At 53.6% G+C, this 18,096-nt stretch carries 13 protein-coding genes; 10 read left to right on the top strand and 3 right to left on the bottom strand.

The annotated features are described in order from the left end of the window. Positions 1 to 93 precede the first annotated feature (93 nt). From pstC to NBE99_RS07865, 9 genes are all read left to right on the top strand, one after another. Positions 94 to 1,107 (top strand): phosphate ABC transporter permease subunit PstC, encoded by a 1,014-nt coding sequence (pstC, locus tag NBE99_RS07905; protein ID WP_250681558.1) that lies wholly within the window; start codon positions 94 to 96, stop codon positions 1,105 to 1,107. A gap of 2 nt (positions 1,108 to 1,109) precedes the next feature. Beyond that, positions 1,110 to 2,057, top strand: a complete 948-nt coding sequence (pstA, locus tag NBE99_RS07900) for a phosphate ABC transporter permease PstA (RefSeq protein ID WP_250681557.1) — start codon at positions 1,110 to 1,112, stop codon at positions 2,055 to 2,057. Further along, the gene (gene pstB, locus NBE99_RS07895) at positions 2,051 to 2,854 is read left to right on the top strand and encodes a phosphate ABC transporter ATP-binding protein PstB (RefSeq protein ID WP_250681556.1); all 804 of its coding nucleotides are present in this window, start codon (positions 2,051 to 2,053) and stop codon (positions 2,852 to 2,854) included. Before pstA ends, pstB begins: the two co-directional genes overlap by 7 nt. A gap of 103 nt (positions 2,855 to 2,957) precedes the next feature. Further along, positions 2,958 to 4,526 carry a polysaccharide deacetylase family protein gene (locus NBE99_RS07890; protein WP_250681555.1) on the top strand — a complete coding sequence of 523 codons (1,569 nt, stop codon included), beginning with the start codon at positions 2,958 to 2,960 and terminating at the stop codon, positions 4,524 to 4,526. A 43-nt stretch (positions 4,527 to 4,569) separates the two neighbouring features. Beyond that, positions 4,570 to 5,241: a Uma2 family endonuclease gene (locus tag NBE99_RS07885; protein WP_250681554.1), complete on the top strand. Its 672-nt coding sequence runs from the start codon at positions 4,570 to 4,572 to the stop codon at positions 5,239 to 5,241. Between the two features lie 23 nt (positions 5,242 to 5,264). Then, entirely contained in the window at positions 5,265 to 5,936 is a 672-nt protein-coding gene (locus NBE99_RS07880) for a Uma2 family endonuclease (protein ID WP_250681553.1), read from the top strand. A gap of 124 nt (positions 5,937 to 6,060) precedes the next feature. Further along, on the top strand, positions 6,061 to 6,927 hold the full coding sequence (locus tag NBE99_RS07875) for a cyanophycinase (RefSeq protein ID WP_399370272.1): 867 nt from the start codon (positions 6,061 to 6,063) through the stop codon (positions 6,925 to 6,927). 93 nt (positions 6,928 to 7,020) lie between these two features. Next, positions 7,021 to 9,711: a cyanophycin synthetase gene (gene cphA, locus NBE99_RS07870; protein WP_250681551.1), complete on the top strand. Its 2,691-nt coding sequence runs from the start codon at positions 7,021 to 7,023 to the stop codon at positions 9,709 to 9,711. A 42-nt stretch (positions 9,712 to 9,753) separates the two neighbouring features. Beyond that, complete coding sequence (locus NBE99_RS07865) at positions 9,754 to 13,383, top strand: hydantoinase B/oxoprolinase family protein (protein ID WP_250681550.1); 3,630 nt, start codon at positions 9,754 to 9,756, stop codon at positions 13,381 to 13,383. 28 nt (positions 13,384 to 13,411) lie between these two features. Here the strand turns inward: NBE99_RS07865 and NBE99_RS07860 are convergent, their stop codons facing one another. The 3 genes from NBE99_RS07860 to NBE99_RS07850 form a co-directional block, all read right to left on the bottom strand. Then, positions 13,412 to 13,813, bottom strand: coding sequence for an AbrB family transcriptional regulator (locus NBE99_RS07860; RefSeq protein WP_250681549.1), 402 nt, complete (start codon positions 13,811 to 13,813; stop codon positions 13,412 to 13,414). A gap of 703 nt (positions 13,814 to 14,516) precedes the next feature. Next, positions 14,517 to 14,738 carry a Uma2 family endonuclease gene (locus NBE99_RS07855; protein WP_250681548.1) on the bottom strand — a complete coding sequence of 74 codons (222 nt, stop codon included), beginning with the start codon at positions 14,736 to 14,738 and terminating at the stop codon, positions 14,517 to 14,519. Between the two features lie 3 nt (positions 14,739 to 14,741). Further along, positions 14,742 to 14,921, bottom strand: a complete 180-nt coding sequence (locus NBE99_RS07850; protein WP_250681547.1) for a Uma2 family endonuclease — start codon at positions 14,919 to 14,921, stop codon at positions 14,742 to 14,744. A 101-nt stretch (positions 14,922 to 15,022) separates the two neighbouring features. Here NBE99_RS07850 and NBE99_RS07845 point away from each other — a divergent pair, with 101 nt between their 5' ends. After that, a complete protein-coding gene (locus NBE99_RS07845) occupies positions 15,023 to 18,034 on the top strand; it encodes an AAA family ATPase (protein ID WP_250681546.1) in 3,012 nt (1,003 codons plus the stop codon). Positions 18,035 to 18,096 lie beyond the last annotated feature (62 nt).

Genomic DNA, 18,096 nt, shown 5'->3' with positions numbered 1-18,096 from the left:
CACCCTTTTTTTCCCATTTTGTCAACCTTGGTTGTTGATTCTCTTAAAAGATAAATTCCAACTAAAAGATTTTTGCTTACTGGAATAATACCTATGGTAGAGCAGCCCCTACCCTACTCCACGAAGTTATCTGTTGCCTTGCCATCCCGTACCGTCAGGATTTGGCGTGAGCGGATCATTGCTAGCATTCTGTTTTTGGCAGCGATCTCATCGGTCGTGACCACGCTTGTCATCATCTATATCTTGTTTGCCGAAACGGCCATCTTCTTTGAAAAGGTGATGGAGGTGCATCAAGAGTCCCTCTTTGAGGCCTTGGTGGAGTTCTTTACGAGCACGGACTGGTCACCTCTGATTGAGCCTGTCGGCATTGGCATCTTACCGTTGCTCTCTGGAACCTTCACAACCTGTTTTGTGGCCAGTTGTGTGGCTATTCCTCTTGGTACGATTGCGGCTATTTACCTCAGTGAGTTTGCACCTGCCAAAGCACGGGAACTTCTTAAGCCGATTCTGGAGATTCTGGCAGGGATTCCCACTGTGGTTTATGGTTACTTCGCCCTCTTGGTGGTGACTCCCTTCCTCCAGAAAATTATTCTTGGCGTGCAGCAGTTTTTTAACCCCGGAAAAGAGCCTTGGGAGTACTACGAACTGCCCGGTTTTAACATGCTGGGGGCAGGGATTGTGGTTGGCCTGATGGTGCTGCCCTACGTCACAAGTTTGACAGAAGATGCGTTACAGGCAGTTCCCGTTGAACTGCGGGAGGGTTCCTATGCCATGGGGGCAACTCGTTTGCAAACAGCGATTAAGGTGCTGATGCCTGCTGCGGCCTCTGGCATTGTGGCGGCCTATATTTTGGGGCTGGCACGGGCAATTGGGGAAACGATGATTGTGGCGGTGGCGGCGGGGTTGCAGCCGAAGTTTACGTTTAATCCCCTAGAGGGGGCTTCAACCACAACTGCTTTTATTGTCTCCGTGAGTTTGGGGGATTTGCCCCACGGTTCACTAGAGTACCAGTCGATTTTTGCCGCAGGGATCATGCTGTTTTTTGCCACGTTGATCTTAAACGTGCTGGGCTACTTCTTTAGTCGCCGTTATCGTGAGGTGTACTAGCCATGCGTAGCCAACGCAGTATTCTCAATAACCTTCGCAACCCGATCGCGATCGCGGCCTCGATTCAGGAACGCAAGCGCTGGGAACAGTTTTTTATAGTTTTAGGTTGGTTCTCCCTGCTAGTCGCCTTACTCACCCTTGTTTTTCTAGTGGGTGACCTCTTCCTGCGCGGCTTACCCATGCTGAACTGGAAATTTTTTACTTCGCCGCCGAGTAGTGACCCCGAAGAGGCAGGGATTCTCACGGCGTGGGTAGGGAGTCTATTGGTGATTTTAGTAACGGCCGTCGTAGCCATTCCCTTGGGCATTGCAGCGGGCATTTACCTCGAGGAATACGCTCCCAAAAACTGGCTGTTGGATTTCATTGAGGTGAATATCACAAATCTGGCAGGTGTGCCCTCGATTATCTATGGTCTGCTGGCTCTCGGTTTCTTTGTCTATATCCTCAATTGGGGCGAGAGCATTCTCACAGCCGGGTTTACACTGGCATTGCTGATTTTACCCGTGGTGATCGTGACCACCCGCGAGTCGTTGCGAGCCATCCCCCAAGGCATTCGGGAGGCCGCCTATGCGGTTGGTTCCAGTCGCTGGCAAGTAATTGCCGATCATGTGCTGCCCTACTCAATGGGTGGGATTCTCACGGGGATTATTGTGGGCATCTCTCGGGCAATTGGTGAGACGGCGCCCCTGATCACCATTGGTGCTTTGACTTTTATCACTTTCTTGCCCGATCCACCCATTCAAAGCGAGTTTCCCTACATTTCGTTTAAGTGGATTTGGTCGCCCTTTACGGTACTGCCAATTCAAATGTTTAACTGGGTTTCCCGTCCCCAAGAGGCCTTTCAAGTGAATGCCGCGGCGGCTGGGATTGTCCTGCTGGTGTTGACGCTGGCGGTGAATGGAACGGCTATTTATCTACGCTATCGTTTTAGGAAGAGTATCAAATGGTAAAACCTACGGATCGGGTCGTGGCCACCGAAAATGAGCCACTGAAAAAGCTGGCTGAAGTGCGTGACCTAAACTTTTACTACAGTGGCAAGCAGGCTCTTAAAAACATTAACTTGCCGGTGTATGAAAAGAAAGTTACAGCACTGATTGGCCCATCGGGTTGCGGGAAGACCACTTTGCTACGCTGCTTTAATCGTATGCATGATCTCTACCCCGGCAACCGCTACGAAGGGGAAATCTGGCTAGGGGATGAAAACCGCCGTAACCTTTTGCAGATGGATCCCATTGAGGTACGGATGCAGATTGGCATGGTGTTCCAAAAGCCCAACCCCTTCCCCAAGTCGATTTACGAGAACATTGCCTATGGGTTGCGGGTGCGGGGCATCAGGAACCGTGCCATTCTCGATGAGGTGGTAGAGCGATCGCTCCGTAATGCAGCCCTGTGGGATGAAGTCAAAGATCGCCTCAAGGAACCCGGCACCTCCCTTTCGGGGGGGCAGCAGCAGCGGCTCTGTATTGCCCGTGCCTTGGCAACGGATCCAGAGATTATTCTCTTTGACGAACCAACATCGGCATTAGATCCGATTGCCACAGTGAGTATTGAGAACCTGATTGTGGAACTCAAGGATCAAGTGACGATCCTGATTGTGACCCACAATATGCAGCAGGCGATTCGTATCTCCCAGTTCACCGCCTTTATGTATTTGGGCGAAATCGTTGAGTACAACGAAACCATGTCCATTTTCACAAAGCCTGTGGAGCAGAAGACTGCCGATTACGTCAGTGGCCGCTTTGGTTGATGGGAGTGCGGTTGAGAATATGGTTTGAGGGGCTATATACAATGGTGCATGGACTGCGAGCCTAGAGCTAATATTCATTAGTTTCAGCTCTCGGAGCACAGTCATGGTGGCATCCTTGGAGGCGGCGCTAAGGGAAGAGGAGATTTCACCCCAAGCGATCGCCCGTGAACTAGCCCTACGCCTTGCGCCTCAATCCACCTACGTCCGCGTCGCTCATTCCACGGCAGGCTGGAAAATACTCCTGGAGGCAGAGCAAATTCCCGATCAACGCACCTGCCTTGATGTCTTGGTTGCTTTTTTAAGTCCTGTCCTACCGCAATCCATTGATGTCTATGGGCGACAGTTGGGAGGGCAGCGCCCTGCATGGGGGGTACGTCTGCGGCCTCGACCCGTTGCAACCCCCACACCCGCAACAGTTCCAGATCGCCAGCTTGAACCCCTAGCCCTAGCGGCCAGTGTCTTAGCAATTTTTGGTTTAGGAGCCGTCGGCCAATGGCAGTCTCCTAGTGTTTGGTTGGCAGCGGCACCAGACCCCACCGTTGAACAAGTGCGATCGGTCATTCTCAACGCTGCCGCCACTCTTGCCCCCGCCCACCCACCCCTATGGCACCACTACTCACCCCCTGAGGCCTTCCGTGGCCGTGTGTTTAATCGGGTTGCGTTACCCCCTGAGCAAAAGCTGGTGGCACTGACCTTTGATGATGGCCCTGATCCGACCTACACGCCCCAAGTTCTCGACATTCTTGCCCAAGAAAAGGTCAAAGGGACATTTTTTGCCATTGCCAGAGCCGTTGCAGTGCGCCCAGCATTAGCGCAACGCATTGTTAGGGAAGGTCATGTCTTGGCCAACCACTCTTGGAGCCACGGCTATCATTACTTCAATCCTGCGGCTGCCCAGCACGAGGTGGATCAAAGCCAACAATTGATAGAAGACATCACCGGGGCAAATATCAAGCTCTTTCGACCACCGGGGGGAAGTCTCCATAATGGTCTGGTGAGTCGCGCCAGCCAACAGGGCTACGGTGTGGTGATGTGGTCAGTGGATCCGCAGGATTGGTTACCTCGGCAAGCGAGCGATCGCATTGTCAACACGGTTGTCCAGCAGGCTCATCCCGGTGCCATTGTCCTACTCCATGATGGGGGTGGCTCTCGGCGCGCAACGGTTGCGGCCTTGCCCAGAATCATCTTCGAACTGCGAGCTAAGGGCTATCAATTTGTCACTGTCCCTGAGTTAATCAATGCCAAAGAGCCAACACCTCGGCCAGAACCCCCTTCTTGGCTGACAATTCAAGAGACGGAGCAGCTTCAGCAGTTGATTCTTCAACTGGAGACCCGCATTCAAGCTTTAGAAAAAGAGCTAAAGACCACACCCCCATGGGCGATCGCCGAACGGGAGTACCTAGCGGTCACCCTACGGGAGCAACAGGCAGCACTGTCTTGGGTGCAACAACGGCTGGCCTTTGAAAAGAGGGCTGAACGTCAATATCAAGCGGCTCTCAAATTGGCGGAGCAGGCAACGCTTGCCGCTAAGGCACAACAAGCATCAGTGGCCAAAACCTTGTGGCAGGAGGCGATCGCCACCCTAGACACCATTCCCAACACGGCCTTTGTTGCCCCCCTTGCCCAAATTAAGCAGCGACGATATAGCCGCAGAATGCAACAACTAAAATAAAAGCAGAAAATAAAAGCAGAACGCGAATCCCCCACAGTCTGCGATGACAATTGAATACCCAGTGCAACTGCCGCCCCTTGAAAATGGCGATCGCCTGACGCGGGACGAATTTGAGCGGCGCTATGCAGCCATGCCTCACCTGAAAAAAGCAGAACTGATTGAGGGAATTGTTTACGTGGCTTCTCCCCTGCGCTACCGCAGTCATGGTCAACCTCACCTATTCCTAATCACTTGGCTCGGCACCTACTGTGCAGCCACACCCGGTGTTGAAGCGGCAGATGCCCCGACTATTCGCCTAGATGGCGATAATGAACCGCAACCCGATGCAATTTTACGCCTGAGCCACGGGGGGCGATCGCGAATTACTGCCGATGACTATATTGAGGGCGCACCAGAACTGGTCGCTGAAATTGCCGCCAGCAGTGCCGCCTACGACCTACACGATAAGCTCAGGGTGTACCGCCGCAATGGCGTTCAGGAATATCTCGTCTGGTGTGCCTACGATCGCCAGATTTACTGGTTCTCACTTGAAGCAGGAGAATACCAGCCCCTTACTCCCGATGCGGAGGGGATGATTCGCAGTCGCCAATTCCCCGGACTTTGGCTTGCTGCTGAGGCATTACTCGCCCATGATCTGGGTACTGTCCTACGAGTGTTGCAAGCGGGCATTGCTACCCCTGAACATCAAGCGTTTGTGGCTCGCCAGCAGCGATAGAACTTGCCCTAAGGAGAATGGCCATGACACTGGAGTATTCCGTCAAACTGCCCCCCCTCGAAAATGGCGATCGCCTGACACGAGCGGAATTCGAGCGGCGCTACGCGGCCATGCCCCACTTGAAAAAAGCAGAACTGATTGAGGGAATTGTTTACGTGGCTTCACCCGTTCGTGTCAGTCACAGTCAAGCCCATGCCGAGATCATGACGTGGCTGGGTTGTTACAGAGCAGCAACTTCGGGTGTTCTTGTGTATGACAATCCAACGGTTCGCCTAGATGGCGATAATGAACCGCAGCCCGATGCCGTTCTCCGCCTTGAAAACGGGGGTAACTCCCGCATTAGTGAGGATGGTTATATCGAGGGGGCACCGGAACTCGTGGTTGAGATTGCCGCCAGCAGTGCCGCCTACGACCTACACGATAAGCTCAGGGTGTACCGCCGCAATGGCGTTCAGGAATATCTCGTCTGGTGTACCTACGATCGCCAGATTTACTGGTTCTCACTTGAAGCAGGAGAATACCAGCCACTCACTGCTGATGCTGAGGGGATGATTCGCAGTCGCCAATTCCCCGGACTTTGGCTCGACCCTGAGGCATTACTCGCCCATGATCTCGGTACTGTCTTGCGAGTGTTGCAAGCGGGTATTGCCACCCCTGAACATCAGGCCTTTGTGCAAATCTTCACCAAAACTTAAAAAATTTCCCTGATCTGGCATTATGCTGTATAGAATCCCCGTGTCAATAGGGGGGTATTGGCATCGCCCTTGCCAAATGCATCGATTCTGTCTGCCGATTGAACGTTTCATTCACCATAGCCCTATGTTGCAATTAGACCCCATTTCCAAAACGACCAATCAACATTCTGGTCACAAAGGTTTAGTGATGGCGATCGGGGGAGCGGAAGACAAAGTCCGTGGGCGACAAATTCTTACCACCTTTTGCCAGCGCTCTGGTGGCTTGGATGCCGTCATTGGGGTCATTCCCTCTGCTTCCCGTGAACCCGATGCCATGGGGCGGCTCTACCACGATATTTTCCGCGAAATAGGTGTGCGCGAAGTGGACGTTCTATTGGTGGGCGATCGCGCTGACGCTGAGCAGGAAGAAATGCTCGCTCGCTTGAGTCGCTGTACTGGCATTTTTATGTCTGGGGGTGATCAACTGCGTTTGTCGGCGCTGCTGGATGAAACCCCCCTCCTATACCAATTGCGCCATCAAGTCTGGGAAGGCAAATCAATTCTTGGGGGTACGAGTGCTGGTGCTGCTGTGATGGGAGAGTGCATGATTGCTAGTGGGGGCAGTAATGAAGCCCCAAACCGCTCTTTAGTGGACTTGGCCACAGGCTTAGGCATTTTACCAGACATTATAGTAGATCAGCACTTCCACAATCGCAATCGTTTAGCTCGCCTCATTAGTGCCATTTCCGGTCACCCTGATAAGCTAGGGGTCGGTATTGACGAGGATACTTGCGCCATGTTTGAAGCCGATGGCACCCTGCGGGTTCTTGGTCGTGGCTCTGTCACCATTGTCGATCCGCGGGATGTCAGCTACACGAATTATGCCCATGTGGATGTCAACGAACCCTTGAGTATCTACAACTTGCGCCTGCACATCCTCAGTGATGGTGACTGTTACAATCTCCGCACCCATCAAGTGCAGCATAAATGTATGTTGCCTCCTCTCAATTAAGTTTTCAGGAAAGTGTTGCTTAAGATACAGTTTATTGCGTCACTCGCCTCAAAACTAAAAATGGTAAGCTGTCCTTAAAAAAGCCACTCTTCTATGAAGATTCTCAAATTACAAACGCTGCGGGGTCCCAATTACTGGAGCATTCGGCGTCATAAGCTGATTGTCATGCGTTTAGATCTAGAAGAGGTGGCCAACACCCCCTCCAATCAGATTCCCGGCTTTGTGGATGGCTTGGTGCGGGTTTTACCCAGTCTCTACAATCATTTCTGTTCCCTTGACTATGAAGGGGGCTTTCTCACCCGCCTTCGCGAAGGCACCTACCTTGGTCATGTGGTTGAGCATGTCGCCCTTGAACTGCAAGAACTAGCAGGCATGCCCGTTGGTTTTGGCCGCACCCGCGAGACCTCAACGCCGGGGGTGTATCAAGTAGTCTATGAATACCAAGTGGAAGAAGCGGGTCGCTATGCCGGCCGCGCAGCGGTACGACTGTGCCAGAGCATTATTGATACGGGCACCTATCCCCAGCGCGAACTGGATCAGGATCTCGCCGATCTCCGCGAGTTGAAAGCCAAAGCCTCCCTAGGCCCGAGTACGGAAGCGATTGTCCGCGAGGCGGAAGCCCGTAATATTCCTTGGTTTGAGTTGAGCAGTCGCTCGATTATTCAATTGGGTTATGGTGCCCGCAGTCATCGCATGCAAGCCACCTTAAGCGATCGCAGTGGCATCTTGGCCGTTGAACTGGCAGGGGACAAAGAAGGCGCAAAGCGACTGCTTCAGGATGCCGGAATTCCTGTGCCCAAGGGAACCGTCGTCCGCTACATTGAAGACCTCCCCGAAGCCATTGAAGACATCGGTGGCTACCCGATTGTCATTAAACCCCTCAACGGCAACCACGGTCGGGGGATTACGATTGACATCAACAGCCTAGAAGAAGCCGAAGAAGCCTTTGAAATTGCCAGCAGCGTCTCCAAATCAGTGATTGTCGAACGCTATCATGCGGGTCGCGACTTTCGGGTCCTAGTGGTCAATGGCAAAGTAGTTGCTGTGGCTGAACGGGTACCAGCCCATGTCATTGGCGATGGCCGCTCCACCATCGAAGAACTCATTGAGAAAACCAACCAAGACCCGCAGCGGGGAGATGGTCACGATAATATCCTCACCCGCATTGAGGTCAATCACGACACTTGGACACTCTTGGAAAAACAGGGCTATACCCTGAATACGGTCTTGCAGCCGGGGGAAATTTGCTATCTGCGCGCCACGGCGAACCTGAGTACCGGTGGCATTGCCGTCGATCGCACCGATGAAATTCACCCCGAAAATGTTTGGATTTGCCAGCGAGCGGCTCGGATCATTGGTCTCGATATTGCGGGGATTGACGTTGTCAGCCCCGATATTAGTCAGCCCCTGCCTAAAGTTGGCGGTGTGATTGTCGAGGTCAATGCTGCTCCCGGCTTTCGCATGCACACGAACCCCAGCCAAGGAATTGCCCGCAATGTCGCTGAACCGGTGTTGAATATGCTCTTTCCACCGGGAACCCCCTGCCGCATCCCCATCTTTGCGATTACGGGTACCAATGGTAAAACAACGACCACCCGCCTCATTGCCCATATCTGCAAACAAACGGGGCAAACTGTTGGCTACACCACCACAGACGGCATCTACATTGGTGACTATTTGGTGGAAAAAGGAGACACCACCGGCCCCCAAAGTGCCCAACTGATCCTGCAAGACCCCACGGTTGAAATTGCTGTCCTAGAAACAGCACGCGGTGGTATTCTCCGCTCCGGCTTGGGCTTTGACCACTGTGATGTCGGGGTGGTGCTCAATGTGCAGGCTGACCACCTTGGCCTTGGCGATATTGACACTGTTGAACAATTAGCCGATTTGAAGGCCGTGGTGGTGGAATCCGCTTGGCCGAATGGCTATGCGGTGTTGAATGCCGATGACCCCCTAGTGGCGGGAATGGCACGCCAAGTCAAAGCCCAAGTGGCCTATTTCTCGATGAACCCCCACAATCCACTCATTCGACAGCACATTCAGCAGGGGGGACTCGCCGCTGTTTATGAAAATGGCTATCTCTCCATTTTGAAAGGGGACTGGACCCTACGGATTGAACAGGCAGAAAATGTGCCCATTACCCTTGGCGGTCGCGCTAGCTTTATGATTGCCAATGCCCTCGCTGCCAGTCTAGCCGCCTTTGCCCACGGCATCAGTATTGAGCATATTCGCGCTGCCTTAAGGACATTCCGCACCTCCGTAGAACAAACCCCCGGTCGGATGAACCTCTTTGATTTGGGGCAATTTAGTGTCTTGGTGGACTATGCCCACAATCCGGCAGGATATGAGGCCATTGGTGAATTTGTCCAAAAATGGCCGGGGCAGCGCATTGGTGTCGTCGGTGGGCCGGGCGATCGCCGCGATCAAGACTTGGAGCAACTAGGAGAACTCTCGGCGAAAATCTTTGACTGGATCATTATCAAAGAAGACGATGATACCCGCGGCCGGCCTCGCGGCGATGCCGCCTATTGGATTGAACGGGGGATACATCACCACAGTGTCCAACGGCAGTACGACATCATCCATGACGAGGTGGCTGCGATTCAATTTGCTCTTGATCGTGCTCCCCAAGGCTCCTTGGTGGTGATTTTCCCCGCTGACGTGAGCCGCACGATTCAACTGATTCGCCAGCATCATCAACGGCTGCAAGGGGAAACAACCAATGGCTTTCACAGTGAGGGAATGCCGACCAGTGGTGATCTCAACCCCTCCATCTCTCACTAAGTAATCCCTAGACCACTGCCAACACTGATAAAGTGGCTATCAATGCAGAGTGAGATCCAAGGTAAATGGCAATTTTGGATCGATCGCGGTGGCACGTTTACCGATATCGTCGCCCGCCGTCCTGATGGTCGCATGGTGGTGCACAAGCTGCTCTCAGAGAATCCAGAGCAGTATCGCGATGCGGCAGTAGCAGGAATTCGTACCCTCATGGGATTGGCACCCGATGCACCCATTCCCAGCGAAGCCGTTGAAATTGTCAAACTGGGGACAACGGTGGCCACCAATGCCCTTTTGGAACGCAAAGGCGACCCAACGGTTCTCCTCATCACCCAAGGCTTTGGGGATGCCCTCGTCATTGGCTACCAAAACCGCCCGGATCTCTTTGCCTTAGCGATTCAGCAACCGCCACCCCTCTACAGCCATATCATTGAAGTCAAAGAGCGGGTGAGTGCCCAAGGAGAAATTCTGGTTCCCCTTGATTTAGAGGCGCTGAAGCCGCAATTGGCAGCGGTGTATACCCAAGGCATCCGTAGCTGTGCCATTGTCCTCGTGCATGGCTACCGTTACCCTGACCATGAACAACAGGTGGCGGCCTTGGCAAGGGAGATGGGCTTTACCCAAGTGTCCGTTTCCCATGAAGTGAGTGGTCTGATCAAACTGGTGAGCCGCGGTGATACCACCGTTGTGGATGCCTATTTGTCCCCCGTGCTCCATCGCTATCTTCAGGGAGTGCAGGCGGAGCTAGGGGAAATCCCCCTGTACTGTATGCAGTCGAATGGCGGTGTGGTGGCGGCTTCCTGCTTTCGCGGTAAGGATAGTCTCCTCTCCGGACCTGCCGGGGGGATGGTAGGGGTGGTGCGCACTGCTTTAGCCGCAGGGATTGAGCGGCTAATTGGTCTAGACATGGGGGGCACCTCCACGGATGTCTGCCACTATCGTCACAATTCCGATGCTCCTTGGCCAGAGTATGAGCGGTGGCAGGAAACGACGATTGCCGGTGTGCGGTTGCGATCGCCCCTCTTAGCCGTGCATACCGTCGCTGCCGGCGGTGGCTCGATTTTGCGATTTGATCAGGGGTGCTACCAAGTGGGGCCAGACTCTGCCGGTGCCAATCCTGGACCTGCCGCCTATCGTCGTGGCGGACCTCTCACGGTGACCGATGCCAATCTCCTCCTAGGAAAAATTCAGCCGGCCTACTTCCCCGCTGTCTTTGGTGCCGATGGTCAACAACCCTTAGATCGCCAGATTGTGGAACAGAAATTTGGCCAACTGCGCCAAGAGATCTACGAGAGCACAGGGGATGCCCGCAGTATTGCCGACGTGGCGGCTGGCTTTATTGCGGTTGCCGTGAATACGATGGCACAGGCGATTAAGAAAATTTCTCTTGAGCAGGGGCACGATGTGCGCGAGTACACCCTCTGCTGTTTTGGCGGTGCTGGCGGGCAGCATGCCTGTTTAATTGCCGAGGTGCTGGGAATGCCCCAGGTGTATCTCCATCCCTATGCGGGGGTGCTCTCGGCCTACGGCATTGGTCAGGCGGAGTTGCGGGTACTGAAGGAGCAAACCATTGAACAACCTTTGATCGCCGAGGTTCTGGCTGACCTGCAAGGGCAAATTGAGCACCTAAAAGAGCAAGCGGTGGCTGAACTGGTTGCCCAAGGGATTGATCGCTGGCAAATTCAAAGTCAGGTGCGTGTTGGCTTGGGCTATATCGGTACAGATACGACGCTGTGGGTGCCTTGGGCGGATCAGGAAACGATGGCAGCGTTCTTTGCTCAGGCGCATCGCGATCGCTATGGGTTTACTATAGGGGGGCGATCGCTCCGCATCGGTCAAATCGCGGTTGAAGCCGTTGCTGTTCAGGCGGTTCCAGCGGTCACGATACCCCATGCCGCCGCAGAACTCACGCCCCTTGCCCATGTACCGGTTTACAGCAAAGGCCAATGGCACAAGGCGCCGGTCTATGCGCGCGATCGCCTGCCGGCTCATCACGTCATTGAAGGGGTGGCTTTAATCTTAGATGCTACGGGCACCAATGTGGTTGAGGCGGGCTGGCAGGCAGAAGTGGATGATCAAGGGGGACTGTGGTTGCGTCCCCTTCAGGAATCCTCGAAACCATCAAAGCAGATTGCCGCCACCGTTGCGGATCCAGTGCAGCTTGCCATTTTTCAGCAGTTATTTCGCGCCATTGCTGAGCAGATGGGGGTAAGGCTCCAGCAGACCAGTGCTTCAGTGAACATTAAGGAGCGCTTGGATTTTTCCTGTGCCCTGTTTGATGCGGCCGGCAACCTAGTGGCCAATGCCCCCCATATCCCCGTCCATTTGGGGTCAATGAGCGAAAGTGTCAAGGCACTACTGGCCGAGAAAGGTCGCACCCTCCGGGCGGGTCAAGTCTTTGCCACGAATAACCCCTATCGCGGTGGCACCCATCTGCCGGATATTACCGTGATTACCCCCGTGTTTCTCAAGGGGGAAGCCCAACCCGCCTTCTTTGTTGCCTCACGGGGGCACCATGCTGACATTGGGGGGATCAGTCCCGGATCAATGCCGGCCAATAGTACCGATGTCCGTCAAGAGGGAATTCTCTTTGATAATGTGCTGCTGGTGGATGGGGGAGAGTTTCAAGAGGCGGCCATTGATCAACTGTTAACCCAAGCCCCTTGGCCGGCTCGCTATCCTGAGCAGAATCTGGCGGATCTGCAAGCCCAAATAGCCGCCAATCAGCGGGGGGTACAAGAACTGATCACCCTGTGCGATCGCTATGGTCGCGAGGTTGTCGCTGCCTACATGGAATTTAGCCAAGCCAATGCCGCTGAGTGTGTGCGCCAATGCCTGCGATCGCTCCAAGGGGGACACTTTTGGGTTGCCATGGACAACGGCAGCCAAATTCAGGTGCAAATTACCATTGATAGCAACGACGGTACCGCTTGCCTCGACTTTGAGGGCACCTCCCAGCAAACGAATGATAATTTCAATGCTCCCCTTGCCATTACTAAGGCGGCTGTGCTGTATGTCTTCCGAACCCTCGTGCAAGAGGACATTCCCCTGAATGCGGGCTGTTTGCGTCCCATTGAGCTGCGGGTGCCGGAAGGCTCACTGTTAAACCCTCAGTTCCCGGCGGCGGTTGTCGCTGGCAATGTCGAAACCTCGCAAACCCTGACCAATGCCCTCTACGGTGCCCTCGGCATTATGGCGGCGGCTCAGGGAACGATGAATAACCTCAGCTTTGGGAGCGATCGCTATCAATACTACGAAACCATCTGTGGTGGCGCTGGGGCAGGAGCCACCTTTGCGGGAGCCAGTACCGTCCAAACCCACATGACCAACTCTCGGCTCACCGATGTCGAAGTGCTCGAAAACCGCTACCCCGTGATTGTTTGGGAGTTTTGCCGTCGACGGGGCAGTGGGGGCAAAGGGCAGCAAGCGGGGGGAGATGGGGCAATTCGTGTCCTTGAGTTTCGTGAACCCATGACCGTCAGCCTCCTCAGCCAGTCGCGGAAAATCCCCCCTTTTGGCCTTGCTGGTGGTGAGTGTGGTGCGGTGGGTGAAAATCAATGGCTGAAACTCGGCCAAATCCCCCATCCCTTGGCAGGAACCGCCACAATCAATGTCCAAGCGGGCGATCGCCTGCGCATTTGTACCCCTGGTGGTGGTGGATTTGGGGTACCTTAATCTCTCAGATTAGATATATCAAATCAAATTAATCTTCATCGTCGGTGGGTTGACCGTTGCTGCTCACTTGTTTAAGGTGGATGTGCTTACGGCCAAGGGTAATTTCAAACTCATCCCCCGGCTTGAGATTCATTTGCTTGGTATAGGCTGAACCAATGAGCAAATTGCCATTGGCTTGTACCGTAATTCGATAACTGGCACTGCGACCGCCTCGGCTGCCACCACGTCCTGACTTAGTATCAATATTCATACCCAAGGCTTCAAGAAGTGCCTTATTAAACTTCAGTTTGCTGATGCGCTCCTTACCACTTTGGGTGACCGTATAGTAGCCACAGGCCTTTGCTTTTTCCTCATGGCTGAGGTGTTCCAGTTGTTTGTACTTCTCTAATAAAGCAGCACCTGTCAAGGGTTCTACTTGTTTGCGTCCCATTTTAACCTACCTTTTCAATGATCAAATACTGTCTATTCATTGGCGATTCAATCAAAGAGTGCCAAAGCCTGACAGCGAACTCGTAATGAATGAGTGTCTATCTTTAGCAAACCATAATTTTTTTCAGAATTCAAGTTGCGATCTCCCTTGGATCAGGGTTTTACATTTCCTTTAAGAGAGTTACGTTTACACCCCTTTTCACAGGAACGCAAGAGGCTCAAAAAAGGTGAGGGCTAGTATAGTAAAGTACGCCACCTCTTTTACAGCCCTTTTCACAGGTGTAGCACAGACTCAACACTGCAAAATCCATTATGAAGAGGTTTTCGTCACCATTGATGTATCCCATATTTAAGAAAAGAGCCATAGATGCTCTATCCTTCAGAAAATGACGCTAATCAAACTTACGGCACTTTTTGCAAGAATTGAATATGCTCACAACAGTCGCTTCGGTGAGAGGCGGAAAAGCCCAAGAGTGTCAAACCTTAGTTGGCCTGCTGATCATTGTGAACTATTTGGGAAAATAGAAGCAAGCTCAAGCACTTGTTCAGGGAACTGCGGCAGTTGCACAACGCCCTTGGTTGGAATAATTCTTTTGCTGAGGTAGCTAACCTGCCGCGGTGTAATTTCAGCAGGTTCGCTATAGACTTCCAGCGTGCGATCGCTGACATTGAACAGCCAGTAATGGGGAATCTTGGCTTCAGCATCAAGCGTATAGTTTCACTGTGCGATCGTACTCTAGGGACGAATTCGCCACTTTTATCACAAGGAGCGCGTCGGCAGACGTCGGATAGGCTGAGGCATAGTCATCTTCTCGATTTTTGACGATCGCCACATCGGGTTCTGGCTCACTATCAAAGGCAATCGTAATAGGCAACTGGCACTGAAGCGTGGCGCGATCGCCCACAATCTTCGGTAAAATTCGCAACAATCACCGCAGACAGCTTTCGTGCGCTGTTCCCTTGGCCGCCATTCGCACCAGTTCCCCCCGAATTAGCTCAATGTGGTCATCTTCCCTCAGAAACCCAAGTTCCAGTAAACGGTGATAGTCCTGCACCGTAAATCGCACTGGTTGGGGGGTTGGAGTGGGTTGGCAAGTGGTCGTGATCATGATCTTAATTTTAGGCAGACTCTCAGGAGTGACGCATTCTTCGCTAGAGAATGCCCTAAACTGTGCAACCATCAAGGGTATGGTGCCCTCGACCAGCGCGAATGATTCCACGTCAATTGGTGTTGCGCAATTTTCTCAGTTATCGCCAAGCAACCCTTTCCTTTGCGGGGTTACATCTGGCTTGTATTTGTGGTGCCAATGGGGCGGGCAAGTCCTCGCTCCTTGAGGCGATCGCCTGGGCACTGTGGGGGCAAAGCCGCGCAAGCCGTGAGGATGATGTCATCTACTACGGCGAAATGGAAGCCCAAGTGACGTTTGAGTTCAGTGTCCAAGGGCAGACCTATCGGGTGGTGCGATTGCGGCGCCGCGAGCAACATACGGTTTTGGAGTTGCAGATTCAGAGGGCGGCAGGCTATACCTCGCTAACAGCGCGATCGCTACGGGCAACCCAAGAGAAAATCACTCAAATTCTCCGTCTTGACTATGCCACCTTCGTCAACAGTGCCTATCTGCGCCAAGGTCGTGCCGATGAATTTATGGCCAAACGCCCCAGTGAGCGCAAGCAACTGCTGGCCAGCCTTTTGGGCTTAGATCAATACGAGACCCTCGCGGAAGCGGCGCGCGATCGCGCCCGTGATTACAAAGCGCAAATCAGCATGCTTGAGCAACGGCTCCAGACCCTAGCGGATCAACTGGCCCAAGAGCCACACTTGCGCGCCCAACAGGCAGCGGTGAGCCAGCAGATCCAACAACAACGGCAGCAGGTGGAGCAGTGTCAGCGACGGCTCCAAGAGCAACAGGCTGCCTACCACATCCATCAACTGCAACAGCGGGACTATGAACACCTGCAACAGCAGCGAGACACCCTTGCAACAACGATTGCCCGCCTAGAGCAGCAGTGCCGAACCCTCCGCCAAGAACAGGCCGCCATTCAGGACTTGGAAGCCCGTGCCCCACTTTTAGAAGCCGCCGTCAGCCAATGGCAGCGCCTCAAAACCGCCGAAGCCCAATTACAGCAGTGTTTTGGTGAATATCAGCGTCTGCGCCAAGAGCGCGATCGCCACCAACAGAGCCTTGAGCAGCAGCGCCAAGACCTCTTGCGTGCCCTGCATGGATTGGAAAGCCAGCAGCAATTTCTCCAAGAACAATGCCAGCAGTTGGCAAAGCTCCTCAACCAAGAACATCAGATTGTGGCAGCCTTTGAACAGTTACAACGAGCGCGTGCTCACCTCCAAGCCCAAGAGGAACTTCAACAACGGGTCTTTCCCCTCCTGCAAGCCAAACAGCGCCTCGAACTGGAACGGCAACAGCAGGAGGAACGCCTCCGCAGCCGGCACGATGAATTGCGGCAGTTGTGGCAGCATCTCCACCAACAGGTAGAACGGCAACCCGCTCTCCAAGAGGCGGTGATACTGATTACCGCCCAGATTGAAACCCTTGAAAAACAGCGCGTCTATCAAGACCATGTGCGGGACAAGGGACTGGAGCGCCGCCGCTTCCTCGAACAACTGCAAGCCCGCCAGCGGGAGTATGAGCGGCAAATCAACCAACTGGAGCAACACTTGGAGTTACTGAATCAGCCAGGAGCCATTTGTCCCCTGTGTCAACGTCCCCTCGATGCCGAGCACCATCAGACCGTCCTGCGTCGCAATGCCGCTGAAAAAGAGGAACTGCTGAATCAGTTGTGGGTGATTCGCGAGCAATTGGCGGTTACGGAGCGGGAAATTCAAGTTCTGCGACGGGAATATCTCACCGTTGGCTACGAAATCTCACAACTGACGCAACTGTTTGAGCAACGGGGGCAACTCCAGCAGCAACTCCAGAGTACCCAAGATTTAGAACCCCAACTGGATCGCTTGGCCGCAGAAATTCAGCAGATTGAGCGGCGGCTTGCAAACGGCCATCGAGAGACCCTAGGGGAATTGCAAGCCATTGAGGCCGAACTAGCACGCCTGAACTACGACGAGAAAAATCTGGCGATCGCCCGCGGGCAAGTGGAAAAATGGCGCTGGGCCGAAACCAAGGAACAGGAACTCCGCCAAGCCCAACGGCAGTATTGCCAAATCCAAGAGCAATTGCCTACGCTGATGGCACAACAGGAGAATCTCCAACGACACCTCAACGCCCTCGAAACCACTTCCCCCCTTGCTCAGACCCTTGCAACCATTGATCAGCAGTTGGCCGCCTTAGCTTACGATCCTGACCGCCATGCCCAAATTCAGGCTCAACTGGCTGCATTAGAACCGGACTATGAGGCCTATCAGACCCTGCAACGGGGGCGATCTCGCCAGCCTCAACTCCGCCAAGATCTCCAGCACCTTGAGGAAACGCTGCGGCAACAACAGGAGCAACTGCAAACCCTCAGCCAAAAACTCGCCACCCTCGAGGAAACCGCTCGCACCGCTAACCGCCTTGCCGCCGATCTCAACCAACGTCAACAGGAACTCCTCACACAACAGCAGAGCCTAGAGACCAACCTAGCCCACCACGGTAAACTCACCGCCGAATTGGAGCATCTCCAGCGCTTGGGTCAGGAATACAAAGAGGGACAACAAACCCTTGCTCACCTTCGCCATCAATACCGTCTCTACTGCGAGCTAGCCCAAGCGATGGGCAAAAATGGCATTCCCGCCATGCTCATTGAAACCGTCTTGCCCCATCTGGAGGCAGAAACCAACCATATCCTAGGCCGCCTGAGTAACCATCAACTCCATGTCCAATTCATTACCCAGCGCAGTCGGCGTCGCAGTGGAACAGACACCAAGCCCATTGAAACCCTCGATATTCTCATTGCCGATTGCCAAGGGACTCGCCCCTATGAAAGTTATTCTGGCGGTGAAGCCTTTCGGATCAACTTTGCGTTGCGCTTAGCCTTGGCGCGACTGTTGGCGCAGCGATCGGGGAGTGATGTCCAGTTTCTCATTATTGATGAGGGATTCGGTACCCAAGATGCCCAGGGCTGTGAACGGCTGATTGCCGCCCTGAACGCGATCGCCCCCGAATTTCACTGCATTTTGGCCATTACCCATGTGCCTGCCCTCAAAGAAGCCTTTCAAACCCGCATTGAAGTCACCAAAGTAGCGGGAGCTTCGCAACTGAACATCATTACTTAAAACCGTCGGAGTCATTTTCGGCAAAATGATAGAGTAGGGTCAGCAACAGCACACTTTGCACT

It is taken from the genome of Thermosynechococcus sp. HN-54, assembly GCF_023650955.1.
Classification (GTDB): domain Bacteria; phylum Cyanobacteriota; class Cyanobacteriia; order Thermosynechococcales; family Thermosynechococcaceae; genus Thermosynechococcus.
Note: the sequence above shows the minus strand (reverse complement) of the source record. Positions and strands in the feature narration are given on the sequence as shown.